At 65.6% G+C, this 19,510-nt stretch carries 24 protein-coding genes and 3 pseudogenes; 8 read left to right on the top strand and 19 right to left on the bottom strand.

The genetic code is table 11. The features are described from left to right. Nucleotides 1-23: 23 nt before the first annotated feature. Complete coding sequence (locus tag G6N24_RS22240) at nt 24-1,040, top strand: AraC family transcriptional regulator (protein WP_085158875.1); 1,017 nt, start codon at nt 24-26, stop codon at nt 1,038-1,040. A gap of 14 nt (nt 1,041-1,054) precedes the next feature. Here G6N24_RS22240 and eccE read toward each other — a convergent pair whose 3' ends face one another. From eccE to G6N24_RS22195, 11 genes and pseudogenes are all read right to left on the bottom strand, one after another. Then, a complete protein-coding gene (eccE, locus tag G6N24_RS22235) occupies nt 1,055-2,098 on the bottom strand; it encodes a type VII secretion protein EccE (RefSeq protein WP_372514564.1) in 1,044 nt (347 codons plus the stop codon). 97 nt (nt 2,099-2,195) lie between these two features. After that, complete coding sequence (locus G6N24_RS22230; RefSeq protein ID WP_163745607.1) at nt 2,196-2,483, bottom strand: WXG100 family type VII secretion target; 288 nt, start codon at nt 2,481-2,483, stop codon at nt 2,196-2,198. Between the two features lie 34 nt (nt 2,484-2,517). Continuing rightward, entirely contained in the window at nt 2,518-2,811 is a 294-nt protein-coding gene (gene esxG, locus G6N24_RS22225) for a type VII secretion system protein EsxG (protein ID WP_163745606.1), read from the bottom strand. Nucleotides 2,812-2,851: 40 nt separating this feature from the next. Next, nucleotides 2,852-4,090 carry a PPE family protein gene (locus G6N24_RS22220; RefSeq protein WP_085158492.1) on the bottom strand — a complete coding sequence of 413 codons (1,239 nt, stop codon included), beginning with the start codon at nt 4,088-4,090 and terminating at the stop codon, nt 2,852-2,854. Further along, complete coding sequence (locus tag G6N24_RS22215; protein WP_085158494.1) at nt 4,087-4,401, bottom strand: PE family protein; 315 nt, start codon at nt 4,399-4,401, stop codon at nt 4,087-4,089. Before G6N24_RS22215 ends, G6N24_RS22220 begins: the two co-directional genes overlap by 4 nt. Nucleotides 4,402-5,507: 1,106 nt before the next feature. Then, a complete protein-coding gene (locus G6N24_RS22210) occupies nt 5,508-5,693 on the bottom strand; it encodes a hypothetical protein (RefSeq protein WP_163745373.1) in 186 nt (61 codons plus the stop codon). Between the two features lie 21 nt (nt 5,694-5,714). Continuing rightward, the gene (locus G6N24_RS25205) at nt 5,715-5,882 is read right to left on the bottom strand and encodes a hypothetical protein (protein ID WP_232070645.1); all 168 of its coding nucleotides are present in this window, start codon (nt 5,880-5,882) and stop codon (nt 5,715-5,717) included. Between the two features lie 71 nt (nt 5,883-5,953). Further along, nucleotides 5,954-6,055, bottom strand: a pseudogene (locus tag G6N24_RS25200) (IS3 family transposase); the annotation flags it as partial. A gap of 64 nt (nt 6,056-6,119) precedes the next feature. After that, the gene (locus G6N24_RS25195; RefSeq protein WP_232070644.1) at nt 6,120-6,713 is read right to left on the bottom strand and encodes an integrase catalytic domain-containing protein; all 594 of its coding nucleotides are present in this window, start codon (nt 6,711-6,713) and stop codon (nt 6,120-6,122) included. Further along, nucleotides 6,710-7,153, bottom strand: coding sequence for a transposase (locus G6N24_RS23960; protein ID WP_179963428.1), 444 nt, complete (start codon nt 7,151-7,153; stop codon nt 6,710-6,712). Before G6N24_RS23960 ends, G6N24_RS25195 begins: the two co-directional genes overlap by 4 nt. A gap of 85 nt (nt 7,154-7,238) precedes the next feature. Beyond that, nucleotides 7,239-8,591, bottom strand: a pseudogene (locus G6N24_RS22195) (HNH endonuclease signature motif containing protein); the annotation flags it as partial. A 542-nt stretch (nt 8,592-9,133) separates the two neighbouring features. On the opposite strand from G6N24_RS22195, the gene G6N24_RS25190 reads away from it, so the two are divergent. Beyond that, nucleotides 9,134-9,586 (top strand): integrase catalytic domain-containing protein, encoded by a 453-nt coding sequence (locus G6N24_RS25190; protein WP_232070643.1) that lies wholly within the window; start codon nt 9,134-9,136, stop codon nt 9,584-9,586. Beyond that, entirely contained in the window at nt 9,571-9,963 is a 393-nt protein-coding gene (locus G6N24_RS25185) for a hypothetical protein (protein WP_232070642.1), read from the top strand. Before G6N24_RS25190 ends, G6N24_RS25185 begins: the two co-directional genes overlap by 16 nt. Nucleotides 9,964-10,020: 57 nt before the next feature. On the opposite strand, the gene G6N24_RS25180 is transcribed toward G6N24_RS25185, so the two are convergent. The 5 genes and pseudogenes from G6N24_RS25180 to G6N24_RS25435 form a co-directional block, all read right to left on the bottom strand. After that, complete coding sequence (locus tag G6N24_RS25180; protein WP_232070841.1) at nt 10,021-10,365, bottom strand: PPW family C-terminal domain-containing PPE protein; 345 nt, start codon at nt 10,363-10,365, stop codon at nt 10,021-10,023. 468 nt (nt 10,366-10,833) lie between these two features. Continuing rightward, a pseudogene (locus tag G6N24_RS25175) lies at nt 10,834-11,276 on the bottom strand (PPE family protein); the annotation flags it as partial. 401 nt (nt 11,277-11,677) lie between these two features. Then, nucleotides 11,678-13,021, bottom strand: coding sequence for a WS/DGAT/MGAT family O-acyltransferase (locus G6N24_RS22180; RefSeq protein ID WP_139822440.1), 1,344 nt, complete (start codon nt 13,019-13,021; stop codon nt 11,678-11,680). A gap of 37 nt (nt 13,022-13,058) precedes the next feature. After that, nucleotides 13,059-14,564, bottom strand: coding sequence for a flavin-containing monooxygenase (locus G6N24_RS22175; protein WP_085161105.1), 1,506 nt, complete (start codon nt 14,562-14,564; stop codon nt 13,059-13,061). Nucleotides 14,565-14,709: 145 nt separating this feature from the next. Beyond that, on the bottom strand, nt 14,710-14,841 hold the full coding sequence (locus G6N24_RS25435; protein WP_264035229.1) for a hypothetical protein: 132 nt from the start codon (nt 14,839-14,841) through the stop codon (nt 14,710-14,712). Between the two features lie 137 nt (nt 14,842-14,978). Between G6N24_RS25435 and G6N24_RS22170 the strand changes: the two genes are divergently transcribed. Then, nucleotides 14,979-15,491: a class I SAM-dependent methyltransferase gene (locus G6N24_RS22170; protein WP_232070641.1), complete on the top strand. Its 513-nt coding sequence runs from the start codon at nt 14,979-14,981 to the stop codon at nt 15,489-15,491. Between the two features lie 15 nt (nt 15,492-15,506). Here the strand turns inward: G6N24_RS22170 and G6N24_RS22165 are convergent, their stop codons facing one another. The 3 genes from G6N24_RS22165 to G6N24_RS22155 all read right to left on the bottom strand — a co-directional run bounded on the left by G6N24_RS22165 (nt 15,507) and on the right by G6N24_RS22155 (nt 16,785). Continuing rightward, nucleotides 15,507-15,905: a DUF2237 family protein gene (locus G6N24_RS22165; protein WP_085161101.1), complete on the bottom strand. Its 399-nt coding sequence runs from the start codon at nt 15,903-15,905 to the stop codon at nt 15,507-15,509. Between the two features lie 39 nt (nt 15,906-15,944). After that, a complete protein-coding gene (locus G6N24_RS22160; protein WP_085161099.1) occupies nt 15,945-16,280 on the bottom strand; it encodes a PE family protein in 336 nt (111 codons plus the stop codon). A 241-nt stretch (nt 16,281-16,521) separates the two neighbouring features. After that, entirely contained in the window at nt 16,522-16,785 is a 264-nt protein-coding gene (locus G6N24_RS22155; RefSeq protein WP_085161097.1) for a hypothetical protein, read from the bottom strand. A gap of 139 nt (nt 16,786-16,924) precedes the next feature. Between G6N24_RS22155 and G6N24_RS22150 the strand changes: the two genes are divergently transcribed. From G6N24_RS22150 to G6N24_RS22135, 4 genes are all read left to right on the top strand, one after another. Further along, nucleotides 16,925-17,311: a hypothetical protein gene (locus G6N24_RS22150; protein WP_085161095.1), complete on the top strand. Its 387-nt coding sequence runs from the start codon at nt 16,925-16,927 to the stop codon at nt 17,309-17,311. A 53-nt stretch (nt 17,312-17,364) separates the two neighbouring features. Beyond that, on the top strand, nt 17,365-17,763 hold the full coding sequence (locus G6N24_RS22145; RefSeq protein WP_085161093.1) for a YbjQ family protein: 399 nt from the start codon (nt 17,365-17,367) through the stop codon (nt 17,761-17,763). A gap of 50 nt (nt 17,764-17,813) precedes the next feature. Continuing rightward, nucleotides 17,814-18,173 (top strand): hypothetical protein, encoded by a 360-nt coding sequence (locus G6N24_RS22140; RefSeq protein ID WP_085161091.1) that lies wholly within the window; start codon nt 17,814-17,816, stop codon nt 18,171-18,173. Nucleotides 18,174-18,274: 101 nt separating this feature from the next. Then, nucleotides 18,275-19,411, top strand: a complete 1,137-nt coding sequence (locus G6N24_RS22135) for a glycoside hydrolase 5 family protein (protein ID WP_085161088.1) — start codon at nt 18,275-18,277, stop codon at nt 19,409-19,411. The last annotated feature ends 99 nt before the right edge of the window (nt 19,412-19,510 follow it).

The raw sequence follows: 19,510 nt of genomic DNA, 5'->3' as shown, positions 1-19,510 counted from the left end.
CCGATCCGCTGAGGGTCGACCGCATGTCCGTGGTGCGCGGGACCGCGCTGTCGAACTACTCGGGCCTGGTTTCCGAACTGGGCGGTGACCCGACCGGCCTGCTGCGCGCGGCAGGCATCCGCGCCCGGGACGTCGGCAACTACGACGCGTTCATTCCGCTCCGCGCGGCGATACGGGCGATCGAATCGGCCGCCGAGGCCACGGCCACACCGGATTTCGGCCGACGGTTGGCAAAGCGGCAGGGCATCGAGATCCTGGGTCCCGTCGGCGTCGCCGCCCGCACCGCGGCGACGGTGGCCGACGCCTTGGCGATCTTCAACACGTTCATGGCGGCATACAGCCCGGCGATCGTCATCCGCATCATGCCGCTGATCGATCCGCAACAATCATTCATCGCGGTCGAGTTCATGCTCGACGAGGCGACACCATGCCCGCAGACGACCGAACTGGCGTTGGGCGTCTCGCTAGGGGTGTTCCGCCTGCTGATGGGCGCCGACTACTCGAGCCTGTCGGTGCACCTGCCCCACGACCCGCTCAACCCCCAAGCCACGTATGTGGAGTACTTCGGCTGCAGGCCGTGCTTCGCCGAACGCACCGCGGGTTTCACCTTGCGCTCCGCCGACCTGCGCCGCACCCTGAACCACGATGACGTCGCTCATCGCGCCGTCGTCGACTACCTGAGCAGCATCACCCCGTTGGGCGCCGGGATCGTGGAATCGGTGCGCACCATCGTGCGCCAGTTGCTACCCACCGGGGCGGCGACGCTGGACGTGGTAGCCGATCAGTTCCACCTACACCCAAAGACATTGCAGCGCAGGCTAGCCGACGAGAACACCACGTTCGGCGCTCTGGTCGATCAGGTCCGTAAGGACATCGCCGACCGCTACCTGCGGACCACGGGTATGAGCCTGTCGCACCTGGCCCGCGAACTCGGCTACGCCGAGCAAAGCGTGCTGAGTCGGTCGTGTAAGAGATGGTTTGGCAGCGGCCCGGCCACCTACCGCATCCGAGCCCGCTTGCCGGTGATTGTCCGGCGTTGAACGCCGGACGGTTGCTATTCGGGTGCGGCCTGTTTCGCACGGGGTCGTGTGCCGAAACGGCGGCCGGGGTGCGCGGCGTGAAGCGAGTGTGTCACGGTACGCCAACGGAGCCGCGCAAGCAGGTCGCCGGGCACGCCTGTGTGCCCGTCGAGGCGCTGTGTCGACAAGGGATTTAACGTCATCAGCGCCGTTCGGTGGTTGCCGTGTTGTGGAATCAGCCCGGCCAACGGCCCGGCACCCCGGTGCCGTTCACCGGTGCGGAAGGCGCATGCGGCGGCCAGCGTCCGGCCAGCGTGGCCGTCGGCGATCTCCAGCGCCGTCCAGGTCTCGCGCGCCGGATAGGACCGGATCGCGGCGAGGGTATCGGACAGCGCGTCGTCTACGGTGATCCGGTAGGCCGCAACGTAATCCCCGCTGCCTTTGGAAACCTCGCGTAGCACCCCGCGCCAGGTCTCACGCGCCGACCGGGCGACCAACGGTGGCACGTCGTCGGGCCCGGCCACGCTGGCCGCCCACCCGACCTCGCGTAGGTGGTCAGCAAGCCGGCGCGCTGCGACTTCGGTGGTCTGGTGCAACGGAATGCGTGGCGAGCGTGCCTGTAATGCCGCCAGGTTGTCGACGGCTGACACCGTCAACCCGATCCAGGTTTCCCAGACATCAGTTCCTATGTCTCGGTTGGTGATTCGGATTTTCTGCGCGCGGATGCCGTAGCGGTTCAGGTAGCCGGCGATCAGCGGCAACGGTAACGCGTGCGCGTCGGGGACCAGCGGCCACACGCGTAGCAACGCGGTGGTCTTGACGTCGATGCTTGCTTCGGACGCAGATTTTCGGTGGCGACGCGCCACCGCCACTCGGCGGCGCAGGATCGTGGTGAGATAAAGCCCACGCCACCAGCCGAGCAGCACGACCACAACGCAAGCAGCGACACCCAGCACCCATTGGTCGCGTGTCGACCTCCATGGGTATGCCATCACCCCGGGCAGCACAGCCAGCAGCGCCAGGGTGATCCGCTCGGTCCCCGGCCAGCCCACGCCGGGCCGCCGTATGTGCAGCGTCACGTTGCGGCCTTGATGGTTTCGGCGATGAACCAGGCGTGATCGACCGTCATTTCGACGGCGTTGGGTGCTGTTTCCATCTAGCTAACCGACGAACGGGTTAGCCCCATTTGGCGGCTTCGGCGCCGTCGCGGGCCAACATGGCCATGGTGTTGGCCTCATGCGTGGAGGCCATCGACTGATAGGCCCGCACCAGGTCCTCCAGCCCCTGGTTCCACTGCGCCTGCCAACCCTGATAGGTGATCCCGGTATCACCCTGCCAGGCATTCGACAGCGCGGCCTGCTCGCTGGCGATATCGGCGCCCAGGCTCTGCAGCGTGCCCGCATACCCCGACATGTCCCCAGCGTGGGCCATCATCGCCGGGTAGTTGTACATAATCTGCGACATCACAAACCCCTTCGATAATCAGTAACGGGCGGCTTTAGAACCCGGTGTAGCTGGACGCGGCGGCGGCATCGGCGGCCACATAGGTGCCCGCGGCATCACCCAGGTTGGCCTGCGCGAGATCCAGCAAGGCGTTGACCTTGGCGGCCGCGGCCACAAACCGGGCATGCGAACCCTGAAACGCCGCCGCGGACTCCCCCTGGTGAAACGCCTGCGCCGACATCGCCGACTGCTCGGCCTGACCGATCGTGTGGCGCATCAACCCCGCCTTGGCGGCAAACGCCGACTGCGAGGCCACCAACTGCGGAATATGGGCATCCAACAAACTCATCACGATCCCTCTCTTTTTCGGGTTTCCCTTAACAACGCCGTTAGCACACGGCGCCAACCACATTCGGCTCCCAGCTCGCCGGCAGCATCGGCACCCGCACACCACCACCAAGCCCATCCCCGGTCAACACCGTCAAACCACACGGCGCCGCGACCGCCTCCTTACCGGCCGTCCCGGCAAACCCCAACACCCCAGCACCCCGATCAGAACCCACCACCGACACCAACCGCGCGCCAGAAGCACCACCCGCCAACGGCTCCGCACTGCTAACGGCGACCGCCGACGCCGGTGCTGCTCCGACCCCGGCCAAACCCGTGACGGACCCAACGGCCGGTACCGCGGCCGCCGCCGCCAGGGGACCAACGGCTGCCGTGGTCAAAGGACTAAAGAGAGCGGGCAGGACCATCCACGACAAGGCTATTGCGCCGATGATGTGCCCAATGATCCATTGAATGACAAATTCGATCGCCGCGATGGCAAGGTAGACGGCCGCCCAGCCGAGGAGCACCACCATGTTGAAAAGAAGTAGAGGAATAAGGACAACCACCATCATGACCGCAATCGTGAGGAGCGTGATGGCTCCGATGACGAATAGCGTTGAGATGGCCACTATCAACCCCAGGACTACAAGATCCTCAAGCGCCACGACTAGGTAAGCAAGGGCCAAATCAACCCAGTGCCAGGGGTCTAGTCCGATTTGGCCGGCCAGGGTTACGAGTTCGCCGGCCTCACCCACGCCGGGTTTGACGATGACCGGTGCGGGGCTGGTGTGCGGTGCCGAGATCACCGCCGCACCCGCAGCGGCGTCATAGACGCTCATCGTGGTGGCGGCCTGGATCCACATCCGCACGTAGTCGGCCTCGTTGAGCGCGATGGGGATGGTGTTGATGCCGAAGAAGTTCGTCGCCACCAACACCGCGTGGGTGACGTGGTTGGCGGCCAGCTCGGCCAGCGTCGGCATCGCCGCCAGCGCGCCGACATAGGCGGCCGCGACCGTCTCGTGCTCGGCGGCCGTCGCCGCGGCATCGGCGCTGGCCTGCATCAACCACGCCACGTACGGCACGTTGGCGGCCACGAACGCCTCAGCGCTGGGGCCCAGCCAGGCACCGGCCTGCACCGCGGCCACTATTGCGGTCAGTTCTGCTGCCGCAGCGGCGTATTCGGTGCTCAGCGATGTCCAGCCCGCCGCGGCCGCCTGCAGCGAAGCCGGGCCCGGGCCGGCGCTGAGCAGCGCCGAATGCACCTCCGGCGGCGCGGTCATCCAGACCGGCGCTGTCACAGCGAACCACCCGCACCCGCATACGACGCCGCCGCGGCGGCGTCACCGACGGCATAACTGATAGCGGACTCACCCACACCGATCCCGGAACGGCCCAGCTCTTCGACCCCTTCGGCGGCCACCGCGGCGTGCTCGTTGCCCAGGGCGCTAAACCCGGCCGCGGTCTGCAGTGACACCGGGTCGGCCGCGGGCGGCACCACCGCCGTAATCACCGGCGCCGCACCAGCGTGCGCGGCCGCCAGCCGCGCGGTCAGCGCCTCCACCGCCGCACTGGCCGCCGCCAAACCCTCAGGAACCACCCGCAACGTCACTACCGACACTCCTTCCGAGACGCACCTGCACCCGACAATAAATCTCACGGATTGTAAATGGTGTCAACTGTTTCGATAGGCTACGGTTACGTAGCCAGAAGTGACGGATCCGTAGGTTTCGCACACCAACTCGTCTGCTTGTCGTACACGCCACGCGGAACGCGCCCGGGGCAATCTCGGCTTGCGCAGGCGTCCTGATATCACCCGAATTCTCGGCACCATAAAGGATTTCGGGCAGGGATCCGACGCGACGCCAGAGCATCGTTATGTCGGGCGCCCTTGGGGGGCAATTACACCGCCTGCAGATTCCACGCAAGTTGGGCGCCGGCATTCACTGAAACAGTGCTGCCCCCAATGGTTTCCGCGATGCGCCAAGCTAGTAGACCTTCAGTCATACCGCGTGAGAATCACTTTCCCAGCGACAAACCGGTAACCCACAGCCGGGATGGGGTGCTGCTGATTTAGTCACTAGCGATCCTTGGTCGCTAGATCGGTGGTGTCCTGGGCTCGCGGTAGGCACATCTGTCCCACGAATATCTGGGCCCACACGGTGCACAGTTTGTCCGTCTTACAGCGACAACGTAAGGCACACAAGGGGTTTGTCGCTCCGAGGCGGGCACAACGAACACCCCAACCCGCGGAGACTCGCCCGACTCATGTGACCAGCTTGCCGTCGTGCCGAACGGCTAGGGGGACAACATCAGCAGCGTCCTAGATTGCAGGTCAGTGCTGTGCGTTTCCGTGCGTACTGGTGATCCCGGCAGGTCGGAACATTTACGGCCGCAACGGATTGTCGACCGTGTTTAACGCAAGAAGAGGGCACTAAGCCGGTCGCGGTCAGGGATGTCAGTGATCGCCGGCATTCACCAAACTGTTTGCCACCCCTTCGGCCTTCGTATGACATGCACGCGGCTGGCGATCTCCCGATCCACCCGGCCGTGGCGCGTCACCCATCGCACCCACGGCCCCCGCCCACCCAGCATGGCGGCAGCAGCACCCTGACCCCACAAGCCGCTAGCGCCCAACATAAACATGGACCGGGGCCACAAGCTCCAATACTGCTCCCCAACAAGACCTTTCAACCACACGTTGTGATCTGTTCCGCATCAGAATGGTGGTGGGTCGTGGTCGGTGTGGGGTGGGGCGGGGCCGGGGTGGTTGGGGGGTTCGGCTAGCCGGGTGGTGTGGGCGACCGTGCGGGCGTGGTGGTTGTGGCGGCGTTCGGTGGCGATGCGGTGGGCGCGGTCTTGGGCGCGGGTGCGGCGGCGTTTGGGCATCACGGTAGCTGTCAAGGTGTTTGAGACAGCGTCTCACTATGTGGACACTATTTTCGGTTGTGGGGTCGGTGGGTTGATCCATGCCGCGGTCGGTAGTTTCGGGGGCTGTGGTGGGCTGCTAAACCGGTTGGGGTTGGCGGCGTAGGCATCGGCCATGACCCGGGCTCGTTTGGCCTGGATGTCGGCGGCGGTGCCGAAGTACACCGACGCCGTGTGTGCAGGCCGAGCGCGGAATGGCGGTGCTCGTGGCGCAGGTAGTCGAAGAAGTCTTTGCACCAGGTGCGGGCGTGCTCGATCGAGTCGAACCGTTCGGGAAAATCGTTGCGGTACTTCAGCGTTTTGAACTGGGATTCGCTGAACGGGTTGTCGTTTGACACCCGTGGGCGCAGTGGCTGCGCGCCACGCCGAGGTCGATTAGCAGCTGGGCGACGTTCTTCGACGTCATCGCCGAACCCGGTCGGCGTGGATCGCGCCGGGCCGCCCGTGTAGCGCGGTCAGCTCGGCCATCCAGTCCTGGGCGATGTCGGCGTCCTCGTGGTACTCGACGCGCCAGCCGACGGGGTAGCGGCTGAAGATGTCCAGCATCACGTAGAGCTGGTAGAACTCGCCGCGCACCGGTCCCGCCAATTTGGTGATGTCCCAGGACCACACGTCGTTGGGTTGGTGGGCGACCAGCTCGGGTTTGACCCGCGGCGGTGTGTGGCTACCCGCCGCCGTTCGCGGGTCATGTTGTGCGTGCGCAGGATCCGGTACATCGTGGACTGCGAGCACAGGTAGACGCCCTCGTCGAGCAGCTCGGCCCACACGGGCGACCGCCTTGTCGGCGAAGCGCGGCTGGCACAACACCGTAAGGATCTGCGTGCGCTCGGCCGCGTCGAGCGCATTGGGCGGCGGTCCGCTCGGCCCGGGTTTGCGGCGTGGACCGGCAGGGCGGTTGCGCTGCCGATACAGGCTCGCGCGCGGCTTGCCCAGCAGCGCGCACGCCTTCGCGGTCGAGGTCAGCCGCTCCACCTCGGGCAGCAACTGTGCGATCACTTCTTCGACCCGGGCCGCGTGCCCGTGCTCTCGGAGAGCGTCTCCAAGAGCGCGTGTGCTTTTCCCACCAGATCCAACGCGGCCCTCGTGCGTTCAAGCTCGGCCTCGGCCCGTTCGGCCCGCTTCCGTAGCCGTTCGATCTCGGCCTGGTCGCGGTCCTTACCACGACCGCCTGACCGGGCCAGCCCGTCCAACGCGCCCGCGTCGCGCGCTCGGCGCCACTCCACGATGTGCGATGAGTACAGGCCCTCACGCCGAAGCAGCGCACCCCGCGCACCCGGCTCGGTCAACGCGTCGTACTCGGCCACAATGGCCGCCTTGTACTCCGGGGTGAAGTTGCGCCGCCGGGGACGATCCGCCCGCGGACCCTGGGCCGAATCGGTTCCCACGCCTTCATCATCGGCGCTACCCTTCCGGACCTCAGCCAAAGTCGCCGTCATTGTTCGTTGCAATCCTTACTTGCCCTCAATACCTGGTCAGATATTTTCGAACCCTGCTGTCTCAACTAACCCTGCCAGAGAGGGTCATCGCGGTCCGGTGGGCGCAGTAGTCGTGCGGGGGGTCGGCTTCCGGTGCCGGCATAGCGCCGACCGCGCGGCACAAACTTGGGAACAGCAGCGCGCTGCCCGGGGTGGTGACATGGGTGTGCCCCGACGGTGAGGTGAAAATCAGGGTCCCGTCGCGTAGTTGCCGTTCCCGCCAGCCCCAAAAGGTCTTCACAAGGTGATGGGTTCTACATTTGCAGTTCAGGTTGGCCGCATGGGTGGGTCCACCCTGGGCGTAGGGGATCGAATGATCCACATCGCAATCGACGGCGGGCCGGTCACAGCCGGGCCAGCGGCAGGTCAGATCCCGGCACCGCACGAAATCGGCCAACGCCTTCGAGGGCACATAGCCGGGCTCGGGTGGGGCATCGCCGGGGTGGGCCAGCGGCACCAGTTTCGCGGTCTTGGCGAGCTCGGCGATCAGTTCGGGGGTGATCAGCCCATCGGCGCCCACCATCGAGGCTGGCGCCGAGCTGGTGCCCTCGAGGGTGGCGGGTTCGGCGATCACATGGATCACCACCGGGGCCGCGCCCGGGCGGGTGGCGGCCGGGCAGTCGGTGAGCCTGCAGCGACAGCCCAGCCGATCCGCCCCGGCGGCCAGCGCCCCCAGCGCGTCGGCGCGGCGCTGCTCGCGGGTGCGCGGATCGTGGGCACACACCGTGGCCGCCAACGCGCTCAACCGCTTGTCCAGCGCGTGGGCGTCGACGCTGTACAGGCTGCCGTCGATGCGCGAGAGGCCGTCTTGGTCCTGTCCGATCGAGATCTGCCGATCGGCCTGATACTCCTTACGCCGGCGCACCGCATCGGTATCCACCTTCGCCACGATCCTATCGACCGCCCCGGACAGCCGGGCGCTGCTCAGCGAGGGCCAGCGCGTCACATTGAGCGCCACCAACTCATCCACCGCCGCCAGCACCTCGGGGTCGACGATCAGATCGGTGCGGAACACGATCGTGGAAAACGCCCGAAAGTCGATCTCGCCGGCCACAAACACCGCAGCGGTCTTGGGCAACCGCTCACGCATCGCCCGGGCATAACGCAGCCGGCCGGCGGCGCGCGCCTGGCTGATCCGCAACGCCGCACCCACCTCCGCGGCCACCGCCTCCATGGTGTCGATCGCCCAGTCCTCGGTCTCCGAAGAGCGCGAGAGCCGAGAGGCGAACAACTCCCCGATCGCCACTAGCTGCGCGGCGGCGGCCCGGTTCTCCGCCCGCGCGGCCGCACAAATCCGCTCCACCAACCCCGCCGACTCCGCAGTGGTCGACGGATGGCGCCGCTCGACGTGCTCATCGAAACGGGCCACCACCTCCGGATCGAGCACCCCTTCGAACATACATTCGATACTAGCAGACCCCGCCGACCACGTTGACCCGTGAAAAATGCGCGCGAAAGGCTGATTCGTTGCCTCACTGAAAATGCGCGCGAACGCCCGGTGGATGGGGTTGACGTTGGCCGAGCGCAGAGCAATCACCGAGACCACCGCGGTACGAGTCGGATTCTCGACGAGTTGTGCGCTAACACCCGGTGGCACCGCAGCCATGCCCGCAAGGCGCTCAAAGCGGCGCTGCAACCCAAGATCGTCACCCCGCGCAGTCCGCGGCCAGTGAAGTACGGGCCTGATGTCACCGCGGCGCCGTTGGTGCGCTGGACAGTGCCCGCAATGCCCGCCGGCAAACGGCTTGCGCCGATGCTCAGGCAACCGGTGGCAGTGCTGCATCAGTTCGGAGAACTGGTCATCGACGAGGCCACCGCGGCGCTGTTGGTGTCAATGTCAGCGGCCACCATCGATCGCCGCCTGGCTGGTGAGCGGACCAAACACCAGCTCAAGGGCGTGTGGGGACAAAGCCGCGATCGCTTCTCACAAGCCAGATCCCGGTGCGCACCTGGGCCGAGTGGGACGACGCGCGGCCCGGATTCGTCGAGATCGACCTGGTCTGGCGCGACGGCGGCAACCGGGCTAGAGGCCATGCCTTCACGCTGACGGTCACCGACATCGCCACCGGCTGGACCGAGAACCGCTCAATGCCGGACAAGACCGCCAAATGCGTGCCGGCCGCCCTAAATGACATTGCCCGCAAGATGCCGTTCCCGATCCTCGGTGTGGACTCCGACAACGGATCAGAATTCATCAACGAAGACCTGCTCAGATGGTGCCAGGACCGCCAGATCACCTTCACCCGGGCGCGACCGGGCAATAAGAACGACGGTCATCACGTCGAGCAGAAAAATATGGGGCAGCGGTGCGCACCGTGGTCGGCTACCACCGCCACGACACCCCCGCAGAACTGTTGCCGCTCAACAAGATCTGGCAGTTGCAGTCCAAGCTGACCAACTACTTCTACCCACAGCAGAAACCGATCTCTAAAGTCCGCAACGGCGCCACGGTGCCCAAGAAACACGACACCACCGCCACCGCGTTCCATCACGCGATCGATCACCCCACCATGACCGTCGAGCGCATCGTGGCACTAACGCGGACCTACTCCCTGATCAATCCCGCCGCCACCCAACACCAGATCCAGGCCCTGACCGCCCAACTCCTCACGCTGGCCACCAGCAAAGCCGGACCCGACGCCCCAGCCCACATGAACAAGCGCACACGTTCACAAGAGGCAACGAATCCCCCTCGCGCCCATCTTCACATCAGGCAACAGGCCGACACCGACCGCGACCGATCACGCAAGCGCCGGTGCGCTTGCCGGTGATTGGCAGCGGTTGAGCGCTGACGCCTATCGGGTTTTCCGTTGCGAGCCATCACGTCGTCAGCCCACGCCCCCTACCGCCGCCTCGCCGAACCACTGCGGGACCCAGGTGGCCGGCAGCATCGGCACCGTCGGACCACCGGGTTCATCGTTGGCTAGCATTGTCAATCCGCATGGATCTCCGGCGTTCTGCTTGGCCGCGGTCCCGGCAAACCCCAACGTGCCAGCACCCCCGGTCGATGCCGCCACCGAGACCGGCGAGGCCGCGGGACCAGTCGCCACCGCCGAAACTAGTGTCGCCTCCGGCAGTACGACGGAGGTGCCGAGTTGCGGCGTCACGGCACTGGCAGCAACCGCCCCCGCAGCGGCCGGCGCGGCCGCCACTGGCACCCCGGCGGCATTCATCAGGGCGGTGGCGGCCGGAACCAGACTGGGCGGCAGCGCGGACACCAATGCCGTTGAGGCGCCAGTAACAACGCCCGTGGCCAGGGCGTCCGCCGGCGCCCCTCCCTCCACGACGGTGTAACCGAGCGCGAAGATCATCGGACCCCATTCGAACAGCGCGTTGACCGGATTGGTCATGAAAGCGTCGAACATCTTCCATAGATTTCCGATCGGATCCTGCAGGAAGAGGGCATCCTCCTTGAGCACCCACACGTTGAAGTCGAGGTACGCTTCTGCCACTTGCTTGAGGAGTTCCCAGATCAGGTTCCACGGGATGTCCCCCACCGCGGATTGGGTTGTGGTGGCAGCGGCGTTACCGGCAGCGCCGACACCGGGTTTGAGCAGCACCGGCGCGGGCGTCGTGCGTGGCGCCGACGCGAACGCCACGTCCGACACCGCCTGGTAGACGCTCATCGTGGTGGCGGCCTGAATCCACATCCGCAGATAGTCGGCCTCATTGAGCGCGATCGGGATCGTATTGATCCCAAAGAAATTCGTCGCCAGCAACACCGCGTGGATGGCGTGGTTAGCGGCCAGCTCCGCCAACGTCGGCATTTCCGCCAGCGCGGCCGTGTAGGCCGTCGCCGCAACCTCATGCTGGGCGGCCACCCCCGCGCTGTCGGCACTGGTCTCGGTCAGCCAGGCCACATAGGCCAGTGCGCGGCTACATACGTCTCGGCGCTCGGGCCCTGCCACGTTCCGGCCTGTACCGCGCCCAGCACCGTAGTGAGTTCTGCTGCCGCTGAGGCGTATTGGGCGCTCAGCGACGTCCACGCCGCCGCGGCGGCCTGCACCGAACCAGGGCCCGGACCGGAGCTCAGCAGCGCCGAATGGACCTCCGGCGGCGCGGCAAGCCAGATGGACGCCGTCATGCCATACCGCCCGCGGCCACATACGACGCCACGACGGCACCGCCGTCGGCGTAACTGACACCGGGCACCAACCCTTCAGGAACCACTCGCAGCGTCACCATCGATACTCCTTCTGAGGCATCTCGCCTACCTGGACTGCCAAGCTCAGTCACCCAACAAACGGACTTATTGCACATGACGAACTATAGATCGCACGGAATATAACTCTTATCTATTATTGATGCAGGTTACTTTTCCGTAGGTTTGGCGCCGCGGCGCTGGCCGACGAGTCCGTTGCGTACCATAAGGTCTTCGGGAGGTCATTTTGACCATAACCGACGCGGCCACAACGGTTTTCGAGTTTCGATGGCCACGTGTAGGCGCGCAGACCGGCTTGTCGGCAATCGCCCGACAGCCCATCCTCAGAGACCGACTGCGCGCTCCAAATCCTTCAGCGACGTCTCCAGATGGCCCAGCACCCGCTGCAGGTGTGGGACGCTACGACGGCAGCCGACGAGCCCGAAGTCCAGACTGTCGGCACTACTGGTCAGCGTGATGTTGAGCGCTTGGCCGTCGAGCACAAGCGACATTGGGTAGTTTCCGACCATCCGCGCGCCGTTGAAGTAGAGCGGCTCGCGCGCGCCAGGAACATTCGAGATGCAAACGTTGAACGGTGGCGGGGTCGCGGTGGCCAAGCCGGGCAGCGTGCTGAGCACGGCGGGGCTCAGCAGCGCCATGGACAACGCGATCGCCTGGGCCCTGGGCAGCTGTGTGAGCACTTGTTTGTTCGCCCGCATCGAGGAGTGGATGGCATCAAGACGCTCGGCCGGGTCGTCGAGATGGGTGGCCAGGTTGCATAACACGGCCCCGACCATGTTGCCGCCGACGGAGTCCGTGTCATTGCGCAGACTCACCGGCACCATCGCGACCAGCGGTATGTCCGGCAGCGCGTCATTGTCGTCGAGGTAGGCGCGCAGCGCACCCGCGCTCATCGCCAGGACGACATCGTTGAGGCTTACCCCGGCGGCGTCTTTGACCGTCCTGACCCGGTCCAGCGGCCACGACTGCGCCGCGCATCGGCGGGCTCCGCCGACGGGAACGTTGAGCATGGTGCGAGGCGCCCCAAAGGGCAGCGTCAGCTGTTGTTCCAGCACCGCGGCGCGCGCCAACCGCAGCGTCGACGGGGCCAACCCGGCAACGGACCCCACCAGGCCGCCGAGGCTTTGCAGGCGGCCGCGCCCGCCACGAGGCGCCCGCTTTTCCGCCGGCGACCAGGGCGCACGGAACTCACCATCGATGGGATCGGCGTCCATCGACTCCCGCATCAGCGTCATTCCGGATACCCCGTCGACCAGCGCGTGGTGGATCTTCGTGTAGATCGCGAAACGCCCGTCGTTGAGGCCCTCGATGACGTGGGTTTCCCACAGCGGGCGGTGCCGATCGAGCAGGTTGGCGTGCAGCCGTGAGGTCAGCTCCAGCAGCTCGCGTACGCGGCCCGGTCGCGGTAAGGCGGATCGCCGCACGTGGTAACCGAGGTCGACGTCGTTGTCGGACGTCCATCCGATGTTAGCGAACGCGCCACGAAATCCCATGGGACGCTTACGAAATATCGGTGCTACATCGTCGCACTGCAGCAGCGTCCGGTGGGTTTCGCGAACGAAGCTTCGTCCGGCACCGCGGGGCGGGGCGAAAAGTTGAAGTGCGCCGACGTGCAGCGGATGTTCGCGCGACTCGGCCGTCAAGAACAGCGAGTCGATCGGTGACATCAGTTTCATGGTGTGCTCCTCGAATGCGTACGGGCGGTCAGCCGGTCAGGGCTGGTTCGGGCAGGTTCGTGAAGCGCAGGTGGTCGTCGTCGACCGGACCCTGGCGCAGCATCTTGTGGTCGGCTCGGTAGTCCATGCAGGTGCGCCAGGGACCTTCGGCGCCCTGCCGGGGAAACTGGCACGCCGCTCGCTTGACATAGCCGGCGGTTATTTCCAGCAACGGCCGGGTCGGCATCGACCCCGGCGCCTGCGGGCAGCAGATGGTGTGGCCGTGCGCATCCATGTGCGCCAGCAGCCGGCAGAAGTGTTCGCACACCAGACCGACTTTCAGCGTCCACGACGAGTTGGTGTAGCCGAACATGTAGGCGAAGTTGGGAACGTCGCTGAGCAGGAAGCCCTTGAACGCCACCCGCTGCGACACGTCGACGGCAACGCCGTCCACCGAGAGGCCGATGCCGCCGAACGCCAGCAGGTTCAGGCCTGTCGCGGTAATGATGACGTCGGCCTCCAGCTCGCGCCCGGAGTGCAGCCGGATGCCCCGCTCGGTGAAGGTTTCGATCCGGTCGGTGACCACCGAGGCTCGGCCGTCGCGGATGGCCTTGAACATGTCGGCGTCCGGCACCGCGCAAAGCCTTTGATCCCATGGGTTGTAGGCCGGCCTGAAGTGTTCGTCGACCGGATACCCCGTCGGGAGTTGCTTGGCGTTGAGGTGGCGGATCAGTCGCCGGGCGGCGCGGGGGTGCTGCTGGCAGAGCCGCCAGACGAGCCGCTGCTTGGCGATGTTCTTCCGCCGGACGACGGCGTGGGCCCGCTCGCGGCCGATCAGCTTGGGCAGGATGTTGGCGACGCGGTCCTTCGACGGCACCGGGACGATGTAGGTCGGCGAGCGCTGCAACATGGTGACGTGCCCGGCGGTTTCGGCCATGGCCGGCACCAGCGTGACCGCGGTCGCACCACTGCCGATGATCACTACCCGCTTGCCGCGGTAGTCCAGGTCCTTGGGCCAGTGCTGCGGGTGCACGACCTGCCCCGCAAAGCGCTCCCGGCCGGGGAATTTCGGGGTGAATCCCGCGTCGTAGCGGTAGTAGCCACTGGCGCAGAAAAACCATCCGCAGCTCATGGTGAGGCGTTCGGTGGTGTCTTGCCCGGCATCGAAGCGCTCGACTTCGACCAGCCAGCGGGCATCTTCGGTGGACCAGGACGCGCTAATCACCTTGTGGCCAAAGCGGATTGACCTCCCAATGCCATGCTCGGCGACCGTCTCGCGAAGGTAGGACATGATCGCGTCCGCGTCGGCGATCGCTTTGTTGTCTTCCCACGCCTTGAACTCGTAGCTGAACGTGTGCAGATCAGAGTCCGAGCGAATCCCCGGATACCGGAACAGGTCCCACGTCCCGCCGATATCGGCGCGGGCCTCCACGATCGCGAACGTCTTGGCCGGCTGCATTGTCTTCAGGTAGTAGGCAGCGCCGATGCCCGAGATGCCGGCACCGACGATCAACACGTCGACGTGTTCGACGCTGCTGGAGTTCTTAGAGTTCACGGGGCGTGTCCTGTTCGGGTTGGATTACCCACGGACGTCGTCGTCCGGAGGCGGTGGCTTACCACTGAACACACTTTCCGGCAGCACGGAGCCCCGCGTCTTGACAGCAGAGGACAACTTTTTGACAGTTAAGGACAGAGGCCAGTCATGAGGCATCGGCGTCTGGCTGCGGCGCCATCGCCCGCAACCAGGCGGCGGCAATCTCGTCGACGACCTCGACTGGCGGTGTTTCCAAACCCACCAGCCTCTCGGCCAGCGGCCGGGTCAGGAGGTGCACGGCGATCTCGGCGCGGCGAAGACCGGCTGCGCTGGTACCAACTGGTGTATCGGCTTATCTACCGGGTCGGGCTCATCATCTGGCGCAGGGCCGCGCCGCCGGCCGAGCTGGTTGCGCTGGTGCAAGGACCGAGCGCCATGGAGGCCGGGCGCGCGCTCGATCTCGGCTGCGGCACCGGCACCGACACTATCTATCTCGCCAGACACGGCTGGGACGTGACGGCGGTGGACATGGTGCCCAAGGCCCTGGCGATCGCTCGGGATAGCGCCATCGCCGCCGGCGTCACGCCGCGGTTCATCCTCGGCGACGTGACCCGCTTGGATGAGCTCGACGTCGGCACCGGCTACACACTGCTGGTGGATTTCGGCTGCTTCCATACCCTTCCAGATGACCGGCGAACCGCATATGTCACCGCTGTCTCCGATGCCGCCGCCCCGGGCGCGACGCTTCTCCTCTACGGCTTCCGCCGGCCACCCAAAGCCGCGCCGTTGCACGCCGGCATGACGGCCGACGAGGTTCGCCAGCGCTTTAGCACGGCGGGCTGGGAACTGGTCGAGGCCGAACGCAGCCATATCAAACCGGTGATGGCACCGCGGGCGGACGACCTTTTCGAACTCTGGCGGTACCAACTCCGACGCACCGCATCGTAACTGGCTGACCGGGCCCTACAGGTTGCCCAGGTCGTCGGGCACGTCGACAGCGTTCTCCTTGAGCACCTCGAAGGGCACCACTTCGAGGGTGCTCTCGTGGGTGGACGCCATCGCCACCGGGGCGGCGCAGCCGTCACGGTGGGCGCGAAGCCAGTTCAAGGCGGTAACACACCAACGGTCACCTGGCAGCAGGCCGGGAAACCGGTACCCGGGCACGGGTGTCAACAGATCGTTGCCAATGGAGCGCTGGTGCTCCAGGAACTCGGCGGTCACTACGGCACAGATGGTGTGCCGGCCGCGGTCCTCGGGTCCGGTCGAGCAGCAGCCGTCCCGATAGAAGCCGGTGAGCGGCTCGGTGCCGCATGGTTCCAACGGGCCGCCCAGCACATTGCGGTCAGGCCGGCGATCAGGCATAGCCTCAGTATCCCGCCCACCGCGTGAACTTTTTAGGCGCTAGACAGTCGCCAGTCGATAGCCCCATTGCAAACTGACGCCAACCACGCTGTTGGCCGCGGTGGCGTCGGCATCCGCATACATGCGGGCGATCTCTGAAATCGTCGAGCCCGCCCGTATCAGCTCTTCTTGCGCTGCCTGGTTGAGCGCCACCATCTGGGCGGCCTCTGTCGTGAACGCCGCCACGGCCTGCGCCGAGACCTCCTCGGCGCCGGCGGGCGGCAACGCGGTCAACGAGTTCGACGCCGTCACACCGGCCTGTAGCCCCTGGTTTGCGCACTCGACGACTTGTGAACCGATGTCGCCCGCGGCCGAATCAATCGCCATTGACTGCATTCGCGTCTCCTGTATTGCGGGGTGCCCCTCACCCGCTCGAAAACGGCAATGTGAGCGATAGTAGCATTCGAATATAGTTTGCGTCTACAAGAATGAGGGAAGACCACTGCGGTTCATTGCATGCACCGGCGCTCGCCGTGGTTCAACTCTGATCTGTGACGCCAATTACAGCAGTCGGCGGGTCTCCGGCTAGCTGCGGCGGAGGCTGCGACGCCAGCCGATGACCCAAGACTCAGCGGTGTCACCAGTCCCTGTGCAACTTTTCGTCGGCCTCGCGCTTGACCCGCTCGGGGTCGCTCGCCGGGCTAGCGGAAGTCGCCTCGCGGATCAATGTGCGGATCTGATCTAGCAGTTCATGCATCTCGCCACGCAGCGCATCGACCGCGGCATACAGATCCGCCCTGGTCGCCGGCTGCTGATCTGATGTCAGCGGCGGCCGCACGGGCGGTGCTGTCCGTCCCGCCGTCGGCGCCTTTGCGTTCTGATAATCGGGTCGCTCGTCCACGCCCCCGACACTGCCATACGACGAACTGCTTGACGAACGAACGATCGGCACCCGTAGCCCATCGGATCCCGACTCCCAGGCCCCAATCCCCTACCCCCCTCGGTCTCGCGGGCCGTCGGCCGGGCGGTAGGTTCGGCGTGTGATTATCACCGGGGCCTTCTTGGCCGAAGCTGCGGCGGCGGTCGACAACAAGCTCAATGTGTCGGGCGGGGTGGTGTCGAGATTTGCCGTCGGGCCTGACCGGTTAGCCCGGTTTGTGCTTGTCGTGCTCACCGAATCCGAGATCGATGGTTCCAACCGGCGCGTTGACGTTGAGATCAGGCCTCCCACGGATGACGAGCCGATACGCATGGAGTTCGACGTGCCAGAAGTCGCCGTCGCCGAGTTCCCCGGTTTCGCATTCTTCGAAATACAAGTCCAGTTGCCCGTTGACGGCCGTTGGGTGATCGTGGTGACGGGTGGCACGGGAGCCATCTCGCTTCCACTTCTGGTGAGTGAGATGACGCCGCCAACGTTTGGCCTGTGACGGCGTCCCCGTCAGGTGAAGCAGATTTCGCGTCTTCGCAGAAAGGTTGTGCCGTGCTCGTCGTCACTACCAACGACCTTCCCGGTTGGGAGATCCAACGCGTGTGCGGCGAAGTCTTCGGACTCACCGTCCGATCGCGGAACGCGTTCGCCCAGTTCGGTGCTGGCCTCAAGTCGATGTTCGGCGGCGAGCTGCAGGGCATGACCAAAAACCTGGCCGAGAGCCGCAACGAGGCGATGGCGCGGCTGATGAACGAGGCCCGCAACAAGGGCGGCAACGCGATCATTGGAATGCGCTTCGACACGACCGAGCTTGGCGACGTGTGGACGGAAATTTGTGCCTACGGCACCGCCGTGCAGGCCGTACCGGTCACCGACGCCGCCCGATACACCGCGACACAACTGGGTTATGGGACGGTGCCACAGCCGCAGCAGCCTTTCGGCGCCGGCTGAGCTGCTCGGCCGATCATGCGGCCATCCGGCAGAGCGGTAGGTTCGTCGGCGTGATAGTGGGAGCCTTCCTGGCCGAAGCGGCTTCTGCGGTGGACAACAAGCTCAATGTGTCGGGCGGCGTGCTGTTCGGGTATGCCGTCGAGCCTGACCGGTCAGCCCAGTTTCTGCTTGTGGTGCTGACCCAAGCTGAGACTGACGATCCGGAACGCCGGGTCGACGTAGAGATCAGGCCACCGAATGATGGCGAGCCGCTGTATATGACCTTCGAGCTGCCCGAAGCCGCGACCGCCGCCGAAGTCGGTTTCGCGATATTCAGGATCGAGATAGCCCTGCCGGTCGACGGCCGCTGGGTGATCGTGGTGACGGGCGGCGCCGGCGCGATCTCACTTCCGCTGATGGTGAGCGCCTAACGCCTGCCTGGCCGACGACGAGATAACAATTTTCAATCACAAACTGTCTCGGAACGATAAGCAAGGCTAAGGAGATCGCCTGGAAAAATTATCGTCGCCTTGTGCACCGTCGGACGGCCCTGAAGCTACCGCTGCTGCTGGCAGCAGGCGCGGCACTGGCCCCAGCGCCCCGCGCGTCGGCAGAACCAGGCCGGTGGTCAGCTGACCGTGCCAACAGCTGGTATCAAGCCCAAGGCTGGCTCGTCGGCGCGAACTACATCACCTCCAACGCCATCAACCAGCTCGAGATGTTTCAGCCAGGCACTTACGACCCCCGGCGCATCGATAGCGAGCTGGCATTGGCCCGATTCCACGGGTGCAACACCGTGCGGGTTTTCCTCCACGATCAGCTGTGGGCGCAGGATCGCGCGGGCTTCCAAAGCCGTCTCGCACAGTTCGTCGCCATCGCGGGACGCCACGGCATCAAACCTCTCTTTGTCTTGTTCGACTCCTGTTGGGACCCATTCCCCAGGCCGGGCCGCCAGCGCGCGCCGAGGCCTGGAGTGCACAACTCCGGTTGGGTGCAAAGCCCGGGGGCCGATCACCTCGATGACCGCCGCTACCGCGGCATTCTCTACGACTACGTGGTGGGCGTGTTGGGCCAATTCCGCACCGACGATCGCGTTTTAGGTTGGGACCTGTGGAATGAACCCGACAATCCCGCGCGTGTGTATCGCAAGGTGGAGAGAAAAGACAAGCTGGAACGTGTCGCGGAGCTGCTCCCCCAGGTGTTCCGGTGGGCGCGTTCAGTCGATCCCGCTCAACCGCTGACGAGTGGCGTGTGGCGAGGCGACTGGGAAGAGCCACAGCGCCGCAGCGCAATCAGTGGCATTCAACTGGACAACTCCGACGTGATCACCTTCCACTCCTATGCCGGGCCCGCGGGCTTCGAATCCCGGATCACTGAGCTGGCCCCACTGGGGCGGCCGATTATTTGCACCGAGTACCTGGCTCGGACCCAGGGCAGCACGGTCGAGGGAATCCTGCCAATTGCTAAGCGACGCAACGTCGGTGCATTCAATTGGGGTTTGGTAGCCGGGAAAACCCAGACGTACCTGCCGTGGGATTCCTGGGACCATCCGTACACCACGCCGCCGAAAGTATGGTTCAGCGATCTCCTCCTGCCCGATGGGCGGCCCTACCGGGACAGCGAAATTCACACGATCCGGAAGCTGGTGAGCGAGCAAAGCCGGGAGTGATCCCCCGGCGCCGAGATTGCCACTACGGCTGTGGTTGCGGCCGGTACCACGAGGTGGCGTCCCAGGAGCGGTGTAAAAGTGGCCTGACGTAGGCCCCGC

This window comes from Mycobacterium lacus, assembly GCF_010731535.1.
In the GTDB taxonomy this organism is placed as follows: Bacteria; Actinomycetota; Actinomycetes; order Mycobacteriales; family Mycobacteriaceae; genus Mycobacterium; species Mycobacterium lacus.
Note: the sequence above shows the minus strand (reverse complement) of the source record. Positions and strands in the feature narration are given on the sequence as shown.

Bases quoted from the DNA above. Each gene is read 5' to 3' on its own strand.
- G6N24_RS22240 (WP_085158875.1), top strand. From the start codon at position 24: ATGTCCGTGGTGCGCGGGACCGCGCTGTCGAACTACTCGGGCCTGGTT.
- G6N24_RS22230 (WP_163745607.1), bottom strand. From the start codon at position 2,483: ATGTCGCAGATTATGTACAACTACCCGGCGATGATGGCCCACGCTGGG.
- esxG (WP_163745606.1), bottom strand. From the start codon at position 2,811: ATGAGTTTGTTGGATGCCCATATTCCGCAGTTGGTGGCCTCGCAGTCG.
- G6N24_RS23960 (WP_179963428.1), bottom strand. From the start codon at position 7,153: ATGACGGCGACTTTGGCTGAGGTCCGGAAGGGTAGCGCCGATGATGAA.
- G6N24_RS25180 (WP_232070841.1), bottom strand. From the start codon at position 10,365: ATGAATGCCGCCGGGGTGCCAGTGGCGGCCGCGCCGGCCGCTGCGGGG.
- G6N24_RS22180 (WP_139822440.1), bottom strand. From the start codon at position 13,021: ATGTCACCGATCGACTCGCTGTTCTTGACGGCCGAGTCGCGCGAACAT.
- G6N24_RS22170 (WP_232070641.1), top strand. From the start codon at position 14,979: ATGGAGGCCGGGCGCGCGCTCGATCTCGGCTGCGGCACCGGCACCGAC.
- G6N24_RS22165 (WP_085161101.1), bottom strand. From the start codon at position 15,905: ATGCCTGATCGCCGGCCTGACCGCAATGTGCTGGGCGGCCCGTTGGAA.
- G6N24_RS22160 (WP_085161099.1), bottom strand. From the start codon at position 16,280: ATGCAGTCAATGGCGATTGATTCGGCCGCGGGCGACATCGGTTCACAA.